Below are 15,668 nucleotides of genomic sequence, written 5' to 3' on the forward strand. Positions count from 1 at the left end.
GGACATGAGGCATCGTCATGCACGAATGCGCCCTGCTACGCCGGCACTGCTTCTTCGGGTTCCGCTACCTCCGCTCCCCGCGGAGCCTGTTGACGCAGCTCCTGCACGATCCGGCCCTGTTCCATCACCAGCACGCGATCGGCGCTGGCGATGGTTTCCGGGCGATGGGCGACGATCACGCGGGTGACGTTCAGGCGCCGAATCGCGGCATTGACCAGTTGCTCGTTGCCCACGTCCAGGTGGCTGGTCGCCTCGTCCAGGAACAAAAGCTTTGGTTGCCGGTACAACGCGCGCGCCAGGATGATGCGCTGTTTCTGCCCACCGGAAAGCGAGCTGCCCATGTCGCCGATCAGGCCGTGGTAGCCCATCGGCATCGCGGCGATATCGTCGTGCACCGCCGCCAGCCGTGCCGCCTGCTCGACACGCTCAAGATCGAACTCGGGGTCGAAGAAGCCGATGTTGTCGGCGATGCTGCCGGCGAACAGCTGGTCGTCCTGCATCACCGCGCCAACGATGGCGCGCACGTTCCGCGCGCCGAGCCTGTGCAGGTCGTGGCCGCCGACGTGGATGCTGCCTTCGCTGGGCTTGAGCAGGCCCAGCAGCAGCTTGACCAACGTCGTCTTGCCGCACCCGGACGCACCGATGATCGCCACCGACTCGCCCGGCGCGATGCTGAAACTGCAATCGCGCAGCACCCACGGCTCGCCCTCGGCATAGCGGAAGGACAGGTTGCGCACTTCGATGCGTACGTCCTGCGGCGGCAGCGCCTCCGGCAGCGCGTGATCCTCCTCCGGCGGCGTAAGCACTATATCGGCCAGGCGCTCGCCGTGCAGGCGCAGCATCCGGAACTCCACCCACTTGTTAATCAAAGCACTCATACGCCCGGCAAACTGATCCTTGTAGGCCAGGTAGGCGATCAACATGCCCACCGAGAATACATTACCCAGCGCCAGCACCGCGCCGATCCAGATCACCGCGATGCGCTCGATGCCGAACACCAGCTGGCTGGCACCGTTGAAACCCAGCCCCAAGTGCGCCAGCTTCACGTCCTTGTTGACCGTTTCTACCATCAAATTGTCGTAGGTACTGCGCCGCCGCGATTCCTCGCCGGCGACCTTCACGCTCTGCATGCCACGCAAGGATTCCAACAGGTGCGTCTGCTGCTTCGCCCCGGCCACCAGTTGCTGCTCGGTGCCATCGCGTAGCGGGCGGTAGGCCAGTGCGCGGATGCCGGCATATAGAACCACCGCCAGCATGGTCACCAGCGCAAGTTTCCAGCTGTAGACCAGCATCAGCCCCAGCGTGACCACCGCCATGAGGCCATCGATCAGGGCTTCCACGAAGCTGGTAGTCAGCGTGCGCTGGATGGCTTGTACCGACGACAGGCGGGACGTCACGTCGCCCAGATGACGCTTCTCGAAGAAGTCCAGCGGCAGCTTGAGCAGATGCGCGAACACATTGCCCATCCATTGCAAGCCCAAGCGCGACGACAGATGCACCACCGCCACGCCGCGCAGCAGGCCGATGCCGATCTGCAACAGCAGTGCCAGGCCGAAGCCCAGCCCCAATACGGTAAGCAGGTCGCGGTCGGCCGACACCAGCACCTGGTCCACCACCCACTGCATGAAGAACGGGGCCAGCACCACGAACACCTGCAAGGCCACCGACAGCAGCAGGATCTGCCCCAGCGCCCGCCACAGACCCCGCACCGGGCCGGTCAACTGCCGCGCGGTGATCGCCGGCACCGCCTTCCGCGGCTTGAACTCAGCGCTCGGGGACAGCTCCAGCGCCACGCCGGTGAAATGTTCGGAAACCTCGGCCAGCGATAACACCCGCTCGCCAATGGCCGGATCGAGAATCGTGATCTTGCCGCGACGCACCTTGGCCAGCACGACGAAGTGGTTCAAATCCCAATGCAGGATGCAGGGCAGTTTCAGCTTGCCCAAGTCTTCCATGTCCAACCGCAGCGGACGGGTGGAAAAATCCAACTGCTGGGCGATCTGAATCAGATGAGACAGCTTTGCTCCCTTGAGCGACAACGGGAAACGGCGGCGCAACTCCGGCAGATCAAGGTGCAGGCAATGGGCTGAGGCGATCATCGCTATTGAGGCGACACCACATTCTGCAGCTTCGGACTGAATAATCGTGTGATATCTAGACATATAGGAAACGAATCACCCCAACACCATCATCCAAGCCATACCTATTCGCACCTCACCACTCCATTTCGCACCCGCCCCCCCGCATAGCCGCCGCGACATGCAACAAAAGAAAGTGGGACTGAAGCCAAGCCTCCTCGATCCAACATCGTCTGTACCGAAAAATGCAGATGCGCCTCACGCGATCCGCCACTTCTTCCAATAAGGGCCAATTTTTGCCCCACACCAACCCTGTCCCCAATCTTTACAAACGAAGAATTTTTTTGCACATGAGCATAAACGTACTGAAACCCATCATCACCAAGAATTATTATCAAATTTGAAAGCGCCGAATAAATATCCCCGCGACAGCCCAAATCACGATTTTCCTGACTCACCTCCACCACAGTCCCGGCGGCTGCGGCAAAGATCTCCGTCCCCTGAGGAGCCATGACATCAATCGCATTGATATCCGCCAAGGACGCATGTGATCTTGGCCAGTCCTTAAAGCCAAAGTAGTTCCGCGCAGCGCCATCAGCTGCAGATTGCATCACCCGGCTCTCACCGCGCACAGGAAACGCGACTTCAACTCCGGCATCAACGCTCCCACTTAAACCACTCTCAATCGAATAAGAATACTCATATGAAAATGGCCGATAATTTGAACCACCATCAAAGGAATTAGAAAGAAAAGCCATTCGCCCACCCTTTTCCAAGTGGACAACCTTGCCTCCAGCCAGCCCCGGAAAAACCCCCGGCGAGGTCTCTCCGTGGACGAACCACATATCGTAGTTTACCGGCCCTACATCCAACTCCCAACGCGCTCCACCAATAGACTCCAAGGTCCGATACTTAAATACGCCATCTCTTTCCGATCTATTGCGCATATCAATCAAACAAGCGGCATCCACATACCGCCACTCGTCCATCTCCCACCACGTCAGATAAATAGCCCAACATGACCCTGCAAAAAGAAAAATAAAAGCAAGGACTGCTGCCGCACAGGCAGCAGTCCTCATAAGTCGAAATTTCAGATTACTTGCCACCCGGGGTCACGCATTCAGGACCGTTCGAGGTCTGACGAAGATCCTGTCCCGGAGCGCAACTGGTCGTACCAGATCGAGCAGAATCATCACCAACAAGAGCATCTACAACTCGATCAACAATGGCCACTACACCATTGACCACAGTCTCCGCCACCTCCACCACCTTATCAACAATGCTCCCCCCCTTGCCTCCGGAAACTTCATCGATCTCGACAGAATTAATCTCTCGCATAACCTACACCCTCTATAGATGGCGCACTTGCGCCTAATTAGCCGAGGCACACCCGGCAATCTTGTTGTCTCCGGCAGAATCACCCATTGCCAATTTTGCCGGAGAGCGAATACAGCGGCTCGAGTATCCATTCAATCAATCTACGCCGCTCCCCCATCACATCGGCATCCAGCAACATGCCGGGCTTGAGCGACTCTGGCTTGCCATAGGCGGTGATGGCCTGCTGTGCCAGCGCAACGGTAATGCGGTAATGCGGTTCGCTTTGCTGAGCATTACCTATCAATGCCCCCAGTTCGCCACTGCTCAATGCGCTGCGGCTGATGCGCGCCACCCGTCCCTTCTGGTGACCGAATTTCTGGTACGGAAACGCCTGGTAGCGCAGCAGCACGGTATCGCCGGGAGCGATGAAACCTATTGCGCGACTGGGCACCAGCAGCTCGGCTTCCAGCTTTCCGTCGCCCGGCAACAGACTCAGCAACGGTTGGCCGGCCTGCACCGCCTGTCCCGGCTTGACGATCTGCGTGGCGACCACACCGCTTACCGGCGCCTTTACCAGCAGCGCCCCACTCGCCTGCGTCTGCACCCGCTCCTGTTCCAGTTGCGCCAGATCGCGCCGGTAACCGGCGTCGCTGGCCTGCTGCTGGCCCGGCAGTTCGCGTTGGGCCTGTTGCAGTTGCGCCATCAGCCGGCGGGTGCCGATGGCCTGCCGCTGCAGGGTCTGCATCTGGCCGGTGTAGTCCAGCACCAGCGCTTCCTGCTGCTTGATCTGTAGCACGCTCACGAACTGGCCGCCTTCGAGCCGGCGCAGGCGTTCGAGGGTTTCGCTGGCGATACGGATCTGCTGCTGGCGGGTGACCACTTCTGCCTCCACCTGCGCCAGTTCGCGCTGCGCGTTCGCCAGTTGACTGGCGATGCCCTGCGCCTGCGCCTGCAACTGCGCATGCTGGGCCTGTTGCGTGGCGAGCAAACCATCCTGTCGTTGTTGCAGGCGTTGTTCCAACGCCCTTTGTGTATCGCCGCTGCCCTGGGTGGCACGCGGTACGGAGACCAGCGCCAACGTGCCGCCGGCAGCGACCTGTCCGCCTTCGGGGACATCCAGCCGCGTTACCACGCCGCTGGCGGGCGCTACGACCGTCGCCAGTCCTTTCATCGGCACCAGCTGCCCGGTGACAGTGGAACGCCGGGTATAGGTACCCAGGCTAACGAACAGCACGATGACGGAAGCAGCCATTACCGCCAGCCCCGTCAATACCCAAAGCCGCAGCGGTTGCGCCAACGAAATGCCGCCCAGCCAGCTGGTGCGGCGGGCCTTGAGCACCTCATCGCGGAACAACGGTTGCGACATTGCATCCCCATGCGTCGTTATCGGACGGGAATGACTCTTTCCCATCCGCAGCGATGCGGCAAGCCCCGGTACATGCCACATCCGTTGACACAGCCGGTTCATACATCAAGCACGACAGGGCTTATGGGACATCTGTCAGCCTTAATGACCAAATGCGCCAATATCGCTGACATGCATATTCGACCTGGCGACATGCCATCGCGGAATCAGGCGTGAGCTTTCATGAGGCGGCCCCAGCCCGGCCATGCCTATAATGGCCATGTTCCTGTAGGGGGAAGGAAGTGATATGGCGGGAAGCCTGGGAATACGAATCCGCATGGCGCGGCAACGGAAGAAGATGACGCAGGGCGAACTGGCCGCGGAACTGCGGGTCAGCCGCAGCGCGGTCGGCAACTGGGAAAGCGTTACCGGCATTTCGCCCAGCAGCGCGCGCCTGATCGCCATCGCCCTGGCCACGGAAGTCTCGTATGAGTGGCTGGCGACGGGGCGGGGAGAACCCTCGCTGTGCGAAGACTGGACGCCGGCCGCCGACGCCGAGCTGGTCGACGATCCTGTCGAACGGCGTCTGCTGCTGGCGTTCCGCAACGCCCGCTCGGCCACGCGCAGGATGGTGTTGCAGATGCTTGAGGCGCGCACGACGTCACGCACCTGAGAAGCGCCATCGAAACGGCACCCTGCGGAATCCTCATCCCATGGGGTGCGTAACGCTCAATGCGCGGACTTCCCGCCACGCAGGCGCTGTATCCCTGTCACCGCAGCGAGCACCAGCGCGCCGGCGAGGATGCCCACCACCACGCTGCCCAGCGCGTTGGCGGCCATCTCCCAGGACGGCGAGGGAATCCAGCCCACCACGAGGTGGTGCAGGGCCGGTATAGCGTGCACGAGGATGCCGCCGCCGACCAGGAACATCGCCGCGGTGCCGGCGATCGACAGGCCGCGCATCAGCCACGGCATCGCGCGCAGGATGGCGCGGCCCAACGCGGCCGCGGCACGGCCGCGGCGCAGCAGCCACAGGCCGATGTCGTCGAGTTTGACGATGCCGGCCACCAGCCCGTAGACGAACACGGTCATCGCCAGCGCGATGGCCGCCAGCACCAGCACGCGCTGCAGGAACGGCACGTGCGCCACCACGCCCAGCGACAGCACGATGATCTCGGCCGAGAGGATGAAATCGGTGCGGATCGCGCCGCGCACCTTGTCCTTTTCCCAGGCGACCATGTCCACGTCGGCATCGGCCAGCGCCTGTACGCGTTCGGCGTGCCGCTGCTCGTCCTCCTTGCCGTACAGGAACTTGTGCGCCAGTTTCTCCACGCCCTCGTAGCAGAGGAAGGCGCCGCCGAGCATCATCAACGGCGTGATCGCCCAGGGCAGCCACGCGCTGATCGCCAGCGCCGCCGGCACCAGGATCGCCTTGTTGAGCAGCGACCCCTTTGCCACCGCCCATACCACCGGCAGTTCGCGCGCCGCGCTGACGCCGGTAACCTGCTGCGCGTTGAGCGCCAGGTCGTCGCCGAGCACGCCGGCGGTCTTCTTGGCCGCGACCTTGGTCAGGATGGAAACGTCGTCAAGCAGGGTGGCGATATCGTCTAGCAGGGCGAACAGGCCGGCTCCAGCCATGGGGCACCGTGGGTAGGGGGACGCGCGGATTGTCCCGCATCGCGGGCCGTCGCGACATGGGGGCGCGCGTTCACTCCTCGACCACCACCCGGCGGCGACACTGCCCGATCATGCCGAGCGGGGAGAGTGTCTTGACTGCTGCGAAACACGAACAGGGCGCACCCACGACCGTCGGCGGCATGAGCCGGCGCCAGCAGATCCTGAAGCTGCTGCTGCGCTACCGCAATTCGGGCGTGTTCTCCGGGCTGCAGCTGGACGGCGAACTGCCGCGCAACGCCAAGCTCCCCGAGGACGCCGACCCGGCGCAGTTCGTGCGCGACCTGGAGGCGCTGGGCACGACCTTCGTCAAGCTCGGCCAAGTGCTGTCCACGCGCCCGGACATGATCCCGCCCGAGTACGTCACCGCGCTGGAACGCATGCAGGAGCAGGTCGCGCCCATCCCGGTGGAGCAGATCCGCGAGGTGATCGAGGAGGAATTGGGCGCGCCGGTCAACAAGCTGTTCGCGCTGTTCGACCCCGAGCCGCTGGGCTGCGCGTCCATCGCCCAGGTCCACCGCGCCGTGCTGCACGACGGCCGCGAGGTGGCGATCAAGGTGCAGAAGCCCGATGTCGCCGCGCAGCTGCGCTCGGACATCGCCGTGCTGCGCAGCTTTGCCAGCGCCGCCGACCACCTGACCCGCGTCGGTCGCCGCGTGCGCTTCGCCGACTGGCTGGACGAGTTCGCCACGACCCTGCGCATGGAGCTGGATTACGAGGCGGAAGCGGCGAACCTGGCGCGCTTCGGCCAGCACCTGGCGCCGTACCCGGAGCTGTGGGTGCCTCAGCCGCTGTGGGACCTGTGCCGGCGGCGCGTGCTGACCATGGAACTGGTGCACGGCGTGCGCGTGGACGCGATTCCGCCGGTGCGGCGCACCGAGCAGTCGATGCAGCCGCTGGCCGCGGCGCTGGTGCGCGGCTATCTCGACCAGATTTTCGTGCACGGCGAGATCCACGCCGACCCGCACCCGGGCAACCTGCGCGTGACCGACGACCAGCGCCTGGCGGTGTTCGACCTGGGCATGGTCGCGCACGTGCCGCCGCGCCTGCGCGAGCGCCTGCTCAAGGTGCTGTTCGCCGCGGTGGACGGGCGCGGCGAGGAAGTGGCCGACGAGATCATCGGCATCAGCACGCGCCTGGAGGACTACGACGAGGAACGCTACCTGCGCCTGACCGGGCAGATGATCGCCCGCTACGCCGCCAACGGCACCCTGTCCGAAGGCCGCGTGGTGCTGGAGATCGTGCGCATCGCCACCGCCTGCGACCTGCGCACGCCGCCGGAGCTGAGCCTGCTGGGCAAGGCCCTGCTCAACCTGGAGGGCGCGTGCCGGCTGCTGGCGCCGGAGCTGGATACGCGCCGCGTGGTGGAGCAGCAGCTGCAGCACGTGATGCGCGCGCGCCTGGGCAAGTCGCTGTCGGTGGCCAACCTCGCCAGCGAGGCGATGGAACTGCAGCAACTGCTGCGCACCGGGCCGCGGCGCATGTCCGACATCCTCAGCCTCGTGGCCGAGAACCGCCTGCAGATGAAGGTCACCGGGCTGGAGGAATCGCGGCTGATGGAGAACATCCAGAAGGTCGCCAACCGCATCGCCGCCGGCCTGATCACCGCCGCGCTGCTGCTGTCCTCGGCGCTGTTGATGCGCGTGCCCAGCCGCTTCTCGCTGTTCGGCTACCCGGCGTTCGCGATGCTGCTGTTCCTGGTGGGCGTGGTGATCGGCCTTGGCCTGATCCTCAGCGCGCTGCTGTTCGACCGCCGCACCCGCGCACGCGCGCGCGAGGAACGCGGGCACCGCTGACGGCATCCCGCGAGGCACGCGGCAGCCGCGGCGAACCGGCCCTATCCGGCGTGTCCCGCAGGCGCATCGCATCATCGCTCCACCACGCTGCAACACGCGATGCGTTGCGACAGAGCGATCTTCGCCCGCGAATCGGCGGCGGTTCCACGGTGCCCGACACGATGCGCACTGTGCCGTTTCCAGCAAACATTTCAGTCAGGTTCGTCTGTGCATGATTCGGTCGTCCGCGTTTCATGCGCCTGTATGAAGCCGTGGATCGCGCCCTCCTCCCCCGCACCGGGCGCCTTCGTTTCCACTACCAAGCGACCGCATGCATTGGACCTTCTGGCTGTACCTGCCCGCGCTGTTCCTGCTGTTGCTGACGACCTCCACGCTGGCGCGGCTCAAGGCGGGCCTGCTGTCGCTGCTGTTGCTGGCCTTCAGCGCCTGGTGGCTGATCGACCGGCTCAGCGGCGACGGCATCAATTCGGCCACGCTCTACCACCTGCGCAGCGACATGGAAGGCGCCGGCGTCGCTGATTTCAACGGCTACATCGCCGCGTTCGTGGCCCTTTTCCTGCTTTCGCTGAGCCCGCTGCTGCTGGTGCGCGTGCGCCGTTTCCGCCTGCCGCGGCATGGCGGCGCGCTGAGCACGGCGTTCGCCGCGCTGCTGGTCGCGACCACGCTCGGCAGCCCCCTGTATGGCGACGCGCGCCGCCTGTACCAGCAGGCGAAGCCGGTCGACTACAGCGCGGTGGCGCCGGAGTACGTGGTCCCGACGCGGGCGCTGGCGCGGCCGAAGAACATCGTGTGGATCTACGGCGAGAGCCTGGAACGCACTTACCTGGACGAAACGGTGTTCCCCGGGCTGATGCCCAACCTGCGCCGGCTCGCCGGCGAGGCGCTGGATTTCCGCGGCATCGCGTCGGCCGACGGCAGCGGCTGGACGATCGCCGGGCTGGTCTCGTCGATGTGCGGCGTGCCGCTGACCACCGCGCAGGGCGACGAGAACAGCATGGGCCGCATGGGCCACTTCCTGCCCGAGGCGGTCTGCCTGGGCGATTACCTCAAGCGGCAGGGCTACGGCAACCACTACATCGGCGGCGCCAACGGCCAGTTCGCGGCCAAGGCCGATTTCCTCGCCAGCCATGGCTTCGACGACATCCGCGACCTGGCCTGGTTCAGGCAGCAGCGCATCGCCGCCAGGCATTTCTCCAACTGGGGCATCCACGACGACGTGCTGCTGGAGCGCGCTTTCGACCGCTTCATCGAACTCTCGCGCGCCGGCCAGCCGTTCATGCTCACCGCGCTGACCATGGACACGCACCATCCGGCCGGGCACCTGCCGGTGGCCTGCAAGGGCACGCGCTACCGCAGCGAGCATGGCGACATCGGCCTGCTCAATGCGCTCAAGTGCAGCGACCGGCTGATCGCGCGGCTGGTGGACCGCATCCGCGCCAGCGAGTTCGGCGACGACACGCTGGTGGTGGTCGCCTCCGACCACCTGGCCATGCCCAACGACCTGAGCCACGTGCTGGAAACCCTGCAGCGCGAGAACCTGCTGCTGTTCCTGGGCAAGGACATCGCGCCGCGCCAGCTGACCGCCGGCGCGGGCACCACCCTGGACTCGGGCGCGACCCTGCTGCAGCTGCTGGACCCGGCCATCGACGCGATCGGCTTCGGCCGCTCGCTGTTGGCCACCCCGCGCGCGGCCAGCGCCAGCGTCGCCGCGCTCAAGGCCGACCCGGCCGACTACGCGCGCTACCGCGCCTTCGCGCGCTCGCTGTGGCTGGGCGAGAAGACGCGCATGCTGCGCCTGGACGACGGCCAGGTGCTGGTCGGCGTGCAGAAGGTGCAGCCGCCGGTGCTGCTGGAGTACGACGCGCAGTGGGCGCTGGAATCGGTGTACCTGGAAAACACCTCGCGCCGGTTCGACGAAGCCGACCCCAGCCACCGCCTGGCCTACGTGGACCGCTGCACCGCCTTCGAGGACGCCTCGGCCGATGGCCAATGGTGCGCGCTGCTGGTGGACAGCGACCAAGGCATGCGCCTGTACCGCGACGCGCAACTGCGCCGCGGCATCGCCGTCGACGCGCCGCTGGAGCCGTTCCACGGCCCGCGCCCGAGCGTGCGCCAGTCGCGCATGATCAGCCGCCAGGCACAGCACACGCGGCCGGGCCGCTACGTGCTCGAGCTCTACGCCAGCCAGCGCCCCGAGCGCGCGTTCTGGGTCGAGGCCGTGTCCTCGCAGCGCAGGGTGGTGGTGGCCCAGCAATGGGTGACGCCCGACAGCGACGGCCGCATCACCCTGCCGCTGGGGCTGGACGAGGAGATCGACGACCTGGAGATCCGCGCCTGGCTGGGCCACGCCGAGAAACTGGCGGTGGACAGCTACGCCCTGGTACCGGCGATCCGCGGCCGGCCGCGCTCCTGAGCCCGGCCGTCCTGTCGACCGGCACGTCGTAGGAGCGGCTTCAGCCGCGAACGCCTTCCGGGCAGGCCACAGGAGCATTCGCGGCTGAAGCCGCTCCTACGACATGTCAAGGTTTCCGCATCTCCGATTCGCGCGATTACTGGGTTGCCGCGTGTCGGGGGGCGCCACCAGCGCGATCATTCTGCGCGACAGGATCGCCGCGCACGCCATGCGTGGCACGTGGAAGCAGGAAACAGCAACGCGCACGCACATCCCGCAGGAGCGGCTTCAGCCGCGAACGCTCCTGCGGCCTGCCCGGAAGGCGTTCGCGGCTGAAGCCGCTCCTACGACAACGACGTGCCGGGGTCCTACACCGCCGATCCAGGCGCCTGCGGGTCGCCGCGCACCAGGCGCACGTCGGTGGGCGTCGCCAGCGCGATGCCCTGCTCGGCCGTGGCGCGCAGCAGTTCGAACAGCACGTCGCTGCGCGCGCCGTAGACATCGCGCGGGCTGGATACGTAGGCAAAGCAGTTCAGCGCCACCAGGCCGCCGCCGATCGCGTCGATGAATACCGACGGCGCCGGGTCGGCCAGGATTTTCGTATTGCCGGCGAAGATGTCCAGCAGCAGCTGCCGCACCTTCGCCACGTCGGTGCCCAGCGGCACCGAGAACTGGATCTGGATGCGGCCCAGCGCGTTGGCCATCGTCATGTTGCGGATGGTCTTGGTGATCAGCTCGGAGTTGGGCACGATCAGCGTGGACTTGTCGCCCACCTGGATCTCGGTCGAACGCACCGAGATGCGGCGGATGTCGCCTTCCTGGTCGCCGATCTTCACCCAGTCGCCGATCTTCACCGGGCGCTCGGCGAGCAGGATCAGGCCGGAGACGAAGTTCTGGGTGATCGCCTGCAGGCCGAAGCCGATGCCCACCGACAGCGCGCTGGCCAGCAGCGCCAGCTTCTCGAAGCCGATGCCCAGCGTGGCCAGCGCCCACAGCACCGCCAGCGCGATGCCCAGGTAGCGGGCGACGGTGCTGATCGAATTGCGCGCGCCGGTATCCAGGCCGGTTTTCGGCAGCCAGGTATCCACCAGCCACTGCTGCAGCACCTTCATCAGGCCCAGCCCAAGCAGCAGCACCACCACCGCCCACAGCACCGCCGACGGGCGCAGCGCCTGCCCGCCGATCTGCAGCCCGGCGTTCAGCGTATCGGCCCAGGCGGACAAGGCCGCGGCGTTGCCGAACCACACCGCCACCGCGGCCGCGCCCAGCACCACCACGCCGATCCGCAGCACCGCCGACAGCAGCACGCCGGCCTGTTCCAGCCGCGCGGCCTGCACGCCGGTGGACAGGCGCAGGGTACGGCCGAAGGCGCTGTCCGGGGCGAACAGCCACAGCGACGCATCGTCGGCGAAGCGGGTCAGCAGCGATACCGCCATGACCACCACGGTGACCCACACCATCTGCTGCGCCACGAACAGGGCGAAGTTGAGATAGCCCAGCAGGGTCGCCACCAGCGCCGACAGCACGGTTAGGTGGCCGCCCAGGCGCGCCAGCACCAGCCAACCGCTGCGCGCGGCGCGCGGCGGCCGCGCGCCGGTCGACGCGTCTGCCTGCCGTTCGGCCAGCGCGGCCTCGGCGGCGCGACGACGATGCAGCCGCGCCAGCGTCACCAGCACCGCCATGATCAGCGCCACGTAGGCCAGGGCGACCAGGCCGTCGAGCGTCACCGTGCTCACGGTCGACGTGCGCGCCGACCGGTTGATCTCGCGCAGCAGCGCGCTCAGCCAGGTCACGCCGGCCGCGCCCCAGGCGAACCGGCACAGGGGCCGCGCGGCCACGTCATCGATGTTGAGCAGGCGCCACGAGGGCCGGTCCGGCGCCAGCAGGCTGCCCGCCAGCGCCGCGTAGAACGCCGCGACGAAGGTAGCCAGGACGAAGATGTCGGCCACCGATTCCAGCCGCGGCGGAATCGCCGAGATCCCGCGCAGGCCGGCGAGCAGCACGACCGCGGCGAAACCCGGCAGCAGCGTGCCGACCAGCAGCAGCCAGACGGCCAGGCCCGAACGGCGCAGGCGTCCGTCCGGCGCATGCCCGGACGCGGCGTAGCGGCGGCCGAGGTGGCGCAGCCACCAGCGCAGCGGGAACACCATCAGCAGCGCCAGCGCCGCTCCGAGCAGCGGCGAGGTCCAGCCATGCGCGGCCACGGCGCTCCTCAAGCCGCCGGCGGCCTGCCGGTACAGGCCCTGCAGGCGTACCAGGTCGTCCGGCAGGCGGGTCGCGAACTCCCGCCACAGTGCCGGCGACAGCGGCGAACCGACCCTGCGTCCGAGCTGCTCGCCGAACTGCTGGCTGCGCGTCTTCTCGATGGAATCGCTCAGCTGCCTGGCGTCCTCGGCCAGCAGTTTGCCGCGCTTGATGTCCGCGTCGAGCTGGCTGCGCTGCTGGTCCAGCGCGCTGCGCTGGCGGCCGATGCTGCGCTCCTCGGTGGCGCCGTCGTCCAGCGGACCGAGCTGGGCGATGCGCGCGTCGACCTGTTCCAGCTGCGGCATCAGCGCGGCCACCGCGGCATCGGCGTCGCGCTTGGCCTGCAGCGCCTGTTCGGCGAGCGTCCTCAGCGTCTCGGGCGCGTCGGCATCGTCCAGCGAGCGGCGTACCGCCTGCAGCGCGCGCTCGGCCTGGCCGATGCGCGCCTGTGGCGAGGCCGCGTCGGCGGCGACGGCATCGGCGGCGAAAGCCGCCAAGGGCGATGCCCCGCCCGCCAGCAGGAACACCAGCAACAACGCGCGCAACAGCGGCAAACGGCGGCGGAAGAACAAGGCGGCGCATCCATGGACGGGCGCGGACCACCGCGCGTGCACGGACTATAAGTCAGCGCGCGTCCACGCTCCGACAATGGCGGATCGACCCGGCGCGGGCGCGGCGTCAGCGGCGCCGTGCCTCGCTCAGTACTTCAGCCCCAGCTCGGCGACCTGGGCGCGGAGCGACTCGTACAGGTCCTGGAATTCTTCCTCGGTCAGCTCGTCGGGCGCGTACACCGCCACCGGGTCCCACTGCCGGTCGGTCGGCAGCGGTTGCCGCGGCCCGGCGCGCAGCGAATAGCTTTCGCCCTCGTAATCGACCAGGTCCGGCACCTGCTCCCAGCGTTCGCGCGCATAGCGCTCCGGGCCCTTGAGAAGGATCACGGCGTACATCGGGCTCTCCCGTTTTCGCAGCCTGCAAGCCTAGCGCAAGCGCGCCGTTGACGGATACGGCGCCGCCGCCCGCACGCCGCATTCACCGCCGCTGGCCTATAGCTGCAGGGCCCTCCCCCCACTGGAGCCGTCATGGACCATCCGCCCCTGCCCACCGTCGCCGCCCTCGACCTGCCGCGCTATCTCGGCACCTGGTACGAGATCGACCGCCTGCCGATGCGCCACGAGCCGGAAGAGGCCACCGACGTCAGCGCGCACTACACGCTCGACGAGGACGGCAGCGTGCGCGTGCGCAACCGCTGCCTGCGCGGCGGCGAACTGGAGGAAGCCATCGGCCAGGCCAGGCCGGTCGATGCCTCCAACAGCCGCCTGGAGGTGAGCTTCCTGCCCGAAGGACTGCGCTGGATTCCGTTCACCAAGGGCGACTACTGGGTGATCCTGGTCGATGGCGGCTACACCACCGCGCTGGTCGGCAGCCCGGACCGCAAATACCTGTGGCTGCTGGCGCGCGAGCCGCGCATGGACGAGACCACGCGCCAGCACTACATCGCCTACGCGCGCCAGCAGGGGTTCGACGTGGAACGCCTGATCCACACGCCGCACACCGGCCACCCCACCGCCTGACCCGGCACCGCGCCGCGCCCCATGGACCTGAAAAGCGGCTATCCGTTCTGGGCGGTCAGGAACGGGCTGATGCACGCCTATCCGCCGCTGGCGCGGGCGCTGCGCTGCGATGTCCTGGTGGTCGGCGGCGGCATCACCGGCGCGCTGGTGGCCGACGAACTGGTCCGCCACGGACACGACGTGGCGGTGGTGGAACAACGCGACATCGGCTGGGGTTCCAGCGCGGCCAGCACCGCCCTGCTGCAGTACGAGATCGACACGCACATGATCGACCTGGCCGTTCGCTACGGCGAAGACGCCGCGGTGCTGGCCTACCGCGCCTGCGCGGAGGCGATCCCGGCGCTGCAGGCCCTGGCGGCGGAGGTGCGCGGCGTCGATTTCCGCCGCGGCGACAGCCTCTACTACGCCAGCCGCCGGCGTCACCGCGCCGACCTGCGAGCCGAGTACGAACTGCGCCGGAAGCACGGGTTCGCCGTGCACTGGCTGGAGCCGGACGACCTGCTGGCCGCGTACGGCTTCCAGGCGTCTGCAGCCATCCTCAGCGACCTGGCCGCCAGCCTGGACCCGTACCGCATGGCGCACCGCCTGCTGGCGCGCGTGCAGCGGCGCGGCGCGCAGGTGTTCGACCGCACCACCATCGCGCAGCTGCACCCGACCTCGCGCGGCGTGGTCGCGACCACCAGCGACGGCGTGCAGGTGCGCTGCGGCCACGTGGTGCTGGCCGCCGGCTACGCCAACGAGCGCTGGCTCGACCAGCGCGTGGCGCGCAACCGCAGCAGCTACGCCTTCGTCACCGATCCGCTGCCGGCCGACGCGCTCGGCCCGCTGCGCCGGACCATGCTGTGGGAATCGGCGCGCCCCTATCTGTACCTGCGCAGCACCGCCGATCTGCGCCTGCTGGTCGGCGGCGAGGACGACGCCGTGGACATACCGGCGCGACGCGATGCGCGCGTGGAGCGCAAGGCACACGGGCTGGCGGCGAAGGTGCGGCGGCTGTTCCCGCACCTGCCGGTGACGCCGGCCTTCGCCTGGGCTGGCACCTTCGCCGAGACCCGCGACGGGCTGCCGTTCTTCGGCGCGCACCCGCAGTGGGGCGCGCGCGTGCTGTTCGCCATGGCCTACGGCGGCAACGGCATCACCTATTCGATGGTCGGCGCCGGCCTGCTGCGCGCGGCCATCGAACGGCGGCGGCACCGGCTGGCGCGGCTGTTCGGGTTCGCGCGCCTGGACTGAGCCGCGCCGGCCACGACA

At 67.4% G+C, this 15,668-nt stretch carries 11 protein-coding genes; 5 read left to right on the forward strand and 6 right to left on the reverse strand.

Annotation, left to right across the window (positions count from 1 at the left end):
* Positions 1–35 precede the first annotated feature (35 nt).
* From ABTV91_RS00430 to ABTV91_RS00440, 3 genes are all read right to left on the reverse strand, one after another.
* Complete coding sequence (locus ABTV91_RS00430) at positions 36–2,162, reverse strand: peptidase domain-containing ABC transporter (RefSeq protein WP_433852685.1); 2,127 nt, start codon at positions 2,160–2,162, stop codon at positions 36–38.
* A 41-nt stretch (positions 2,163–2,203) separates the two neighbouring features.
* Positions 2,204–3,157 (reverse strand): M23 family metallopeptidase, encoded by a 954-nt coding sequence (locus ABTV91_RS00435; RefSeq protein WP_433852686.1) that lies wholly within the window; start codon positions 3,155–3,157, stop codon positions 2,204–2,206.
* Positions 3,158–3,495: 338 nt separating this feature from the next.
* Positions 3,496–4,761 carry an HlyD family secretion protein gene (locus ABTV91_RS00440; protein ID WP_433852687.1) on the reverse strand — a complete coding sequence of 422 codons (1,266 nt, stop codon included), beginning with the start codon at positions 4,759–4,761 and terminating at the stop codon, positions 3,496–3,498.
* 286 nt (positions 4,762–5,047) lie between these two features.
* Here ABTV91_RS00440 and ABTV91_RS00445 point away from each other — a divergent pair, with 286 nt between their 5' ends.
* Positions 5,048–5,413: a helix-turn-helix transcriptional regulator gene (locus ABTV91_RS00445; protein WP_433852688.1), complete on the forward strand. Its 366-nt coding sequence runs from the start codon at positions 5,048–5,050 to the stop codon at positions 5,411–5,413.
* A gap of 56 nt (positions 5,414–5,469) precedes the next feature.
* On the opposite strand, the gene ABTV91_RS00450 is transcribed toward ABTV91_RS00445, so the two are convergent.
* Positions 5,470–6,378 carry a DUF808 domain-containing protein gene (locus ABTV91_RS00450; protein WP_433852689.1) on the reverse strand — a complete coding sequence of 303 codons (909 nt, stop codon included), beginning with the start codon at positions 6,376–6,378 and terminating at the stop codon, positions 5,470–5,472.
* 110 nt (positions 6,379–6,488) lie between these two features.
* Between ABTV91_RS00450 and ABTV91_RS00455 the strand changes: the two genes are divergently transcribed.
* Together ABTV91_RS00455 and ABTV91_RS00460 are read left to right on the forward strand one after the other, a co-directional pair.
* On the forward strand, positions 6,489–8,210 hold the full coding sequence (locus ABTV91_RS00455) for an ABC1 kinase family protein (protein WP_433852690.1): 1,722 nt from the start codon (positions 6,489–6,491) through the stop codon (positions 8,208–8,210).
* A 310-nt stretch (positions 8,211–8,520) separates the two neighbouring features.
* Positions 8,521–10,623 (forward strand): phosphoglycerol transferase I, encoded by a 2,103-nt coding sequence (locus ABTV91_RS00460; RefSeq protein WP_433852691.1) that lies wholly within the window; start codon positions 8,521–8,523, stop codon positions 10,621–10,623.
* A gap of 347 nt (positions 10,624–10,970) precedes the next feature.
* Here the strand turns inward: ABTV91_RS00460 and ABTV91_RS00465 are convergent, their stop codons facing one another.
* Together ABTV91_RS00465 and ABTV91_RS00470 are read right to left on the reverse strand one after the other, a co-directional pair.
* On the reverse strand, positions 10,971–13,418 hold the full coding sequence (locus tag ABTV91_RS00465) for a DUF3772 domain-containing protein (RefSeq protein ID WP_433852692.1): 2,448 nt from the start codon (positions 13,416–13,418) through the stop codon (positions 10,971–10,973).
* 126 nt (positions 13,419–13,544) lie between these two features.
* Positions 13,545–13,793 (reverse strand): hypothetical protein, encoded by a 249-nt coding sequence (locus ABTV91_RS00470; protein ID WP_433852693.1) that lies wholly within the window; start codon positions 13,791–13,793, stop codon positions 13,545–13,547.
* A 132-nt stretch (positions 13,794–13,925) separates the two neighbouring features.
* On the opposite strand from ABTV91_RS00470, the gene ABTV91_RS00475 reads away from it, so the two are divergent.
* Together ABTV91_RS00475 and ABTV91_RS00480 are read left to right on the forward strand one after the other, a co-directional pair.
* Complete coding sequence (locus tag ABTV91_RS00475) at positions 13,926–14,417, forward strand: lipocalin family protein (protein ID WP_433852694.1); 492 nt, start codon at positions 13,926–13,928, stop codon at positions 14,415–14,417.
* A 21-nt stretch (positions 14,418–14,438) separates the two neighbouring features.
* Positions 14,439–15,650 carry an NAD(P)/FAD-dependent oxidoreductase gene (locus tag ABTV91_RS00480; protein WP_433852695.1) on the forward strand — a complete coding sequence of 404 codons (1,212 nt, stop codon included), beginning with the start codon at positions 14,439–14,441 and terminating at the stop codon, positions 15,648–15,650.
* Positions 15,651–15,668 lie beyond the last annotated feature (18 nt).

Origin of the sequence: Stenotrophomonas nitritireducens (assembly GCF_050984405.1) — a bacterium.
Lineage (GTDB): Bacteria > Pseudomonadota > Gammaproteobacteria > Xanthomonadales > Xanthomonadaceae > Stenotrophomonas > Stenotrophomonas nitritireducens_B.

Coding starts and splice junctions, on each gene's coding strand:
- ABTV91_RS00480 (WP_433852695.1), top strand. CDS start 14,439: ATGGACCTGAAAAGCGGCTATCCGTTCTGGGCGGTCAGGAACGGGCTG.
- ABTV91_RS00470 (WP_433852693.1), bottom strand. CDS start 13,793: ATGTACGCCGTGATCCTTCTCAAGGGCCCGGAGCGCTATGCGCGCGAA.
- ABTV91_RS00440 (WP_433852687.1), bottom strand. CDS start 4,761: ATGTCGCAACCGTTGTTCCGCGATGAGGTGCTCAAGGCCCGCCGCACC.
- ABTV91_RS00445 (WP_433852688.1), top strand. CDS start 5,048: ATGGCGGGAAGCCTGGGAATACGAATCCGCATGGCGCGGCAACGGAAG.
- ABTV91_RS00475 (WP_433852694.1), top strand. CDS start 13,926: ATGGACCATCCGCCCCTGCCCACCGTCGCCGCCCTCGACCTGCCGCGC.
- ABTV91_RS00450 (WP_433852689.1), bottom strand. CDS start 6,378: ATGGCTGGAGCCGGCCTGTTCGCCCTGCTAGACGATATCGCCACCCTG.
- ABTV91_RS00435 (WP_433852686.1), bottom strand. CDS start 3,157: ATGAGGACTGCTGCCTGTGCGGCAGCAGTCCTTGCTTTTATTTTTCTT.
- ABTV91_RS00460 (WP_433852691.1), top strand. CDS start 8,521: ATGCATTGGACCTTCTGGCTGTACCTGCCCGCGCTGTTCCTGCTGTTG.
- ABTV91_RS00455 (WP_433852690.1), top strand. CDS start 6,489: ATGCCGAGCGGGGAGAGTGTCTTGACTGCTGCGAAACACGAACAGGGC.
- ABTV91_RS00430 (WP_433852685.1), bottom strand. CDS start 2,162: ATGTCTAGATATCACACGATTATTCAGTCCGAAGCTGCAGAATGTGGT.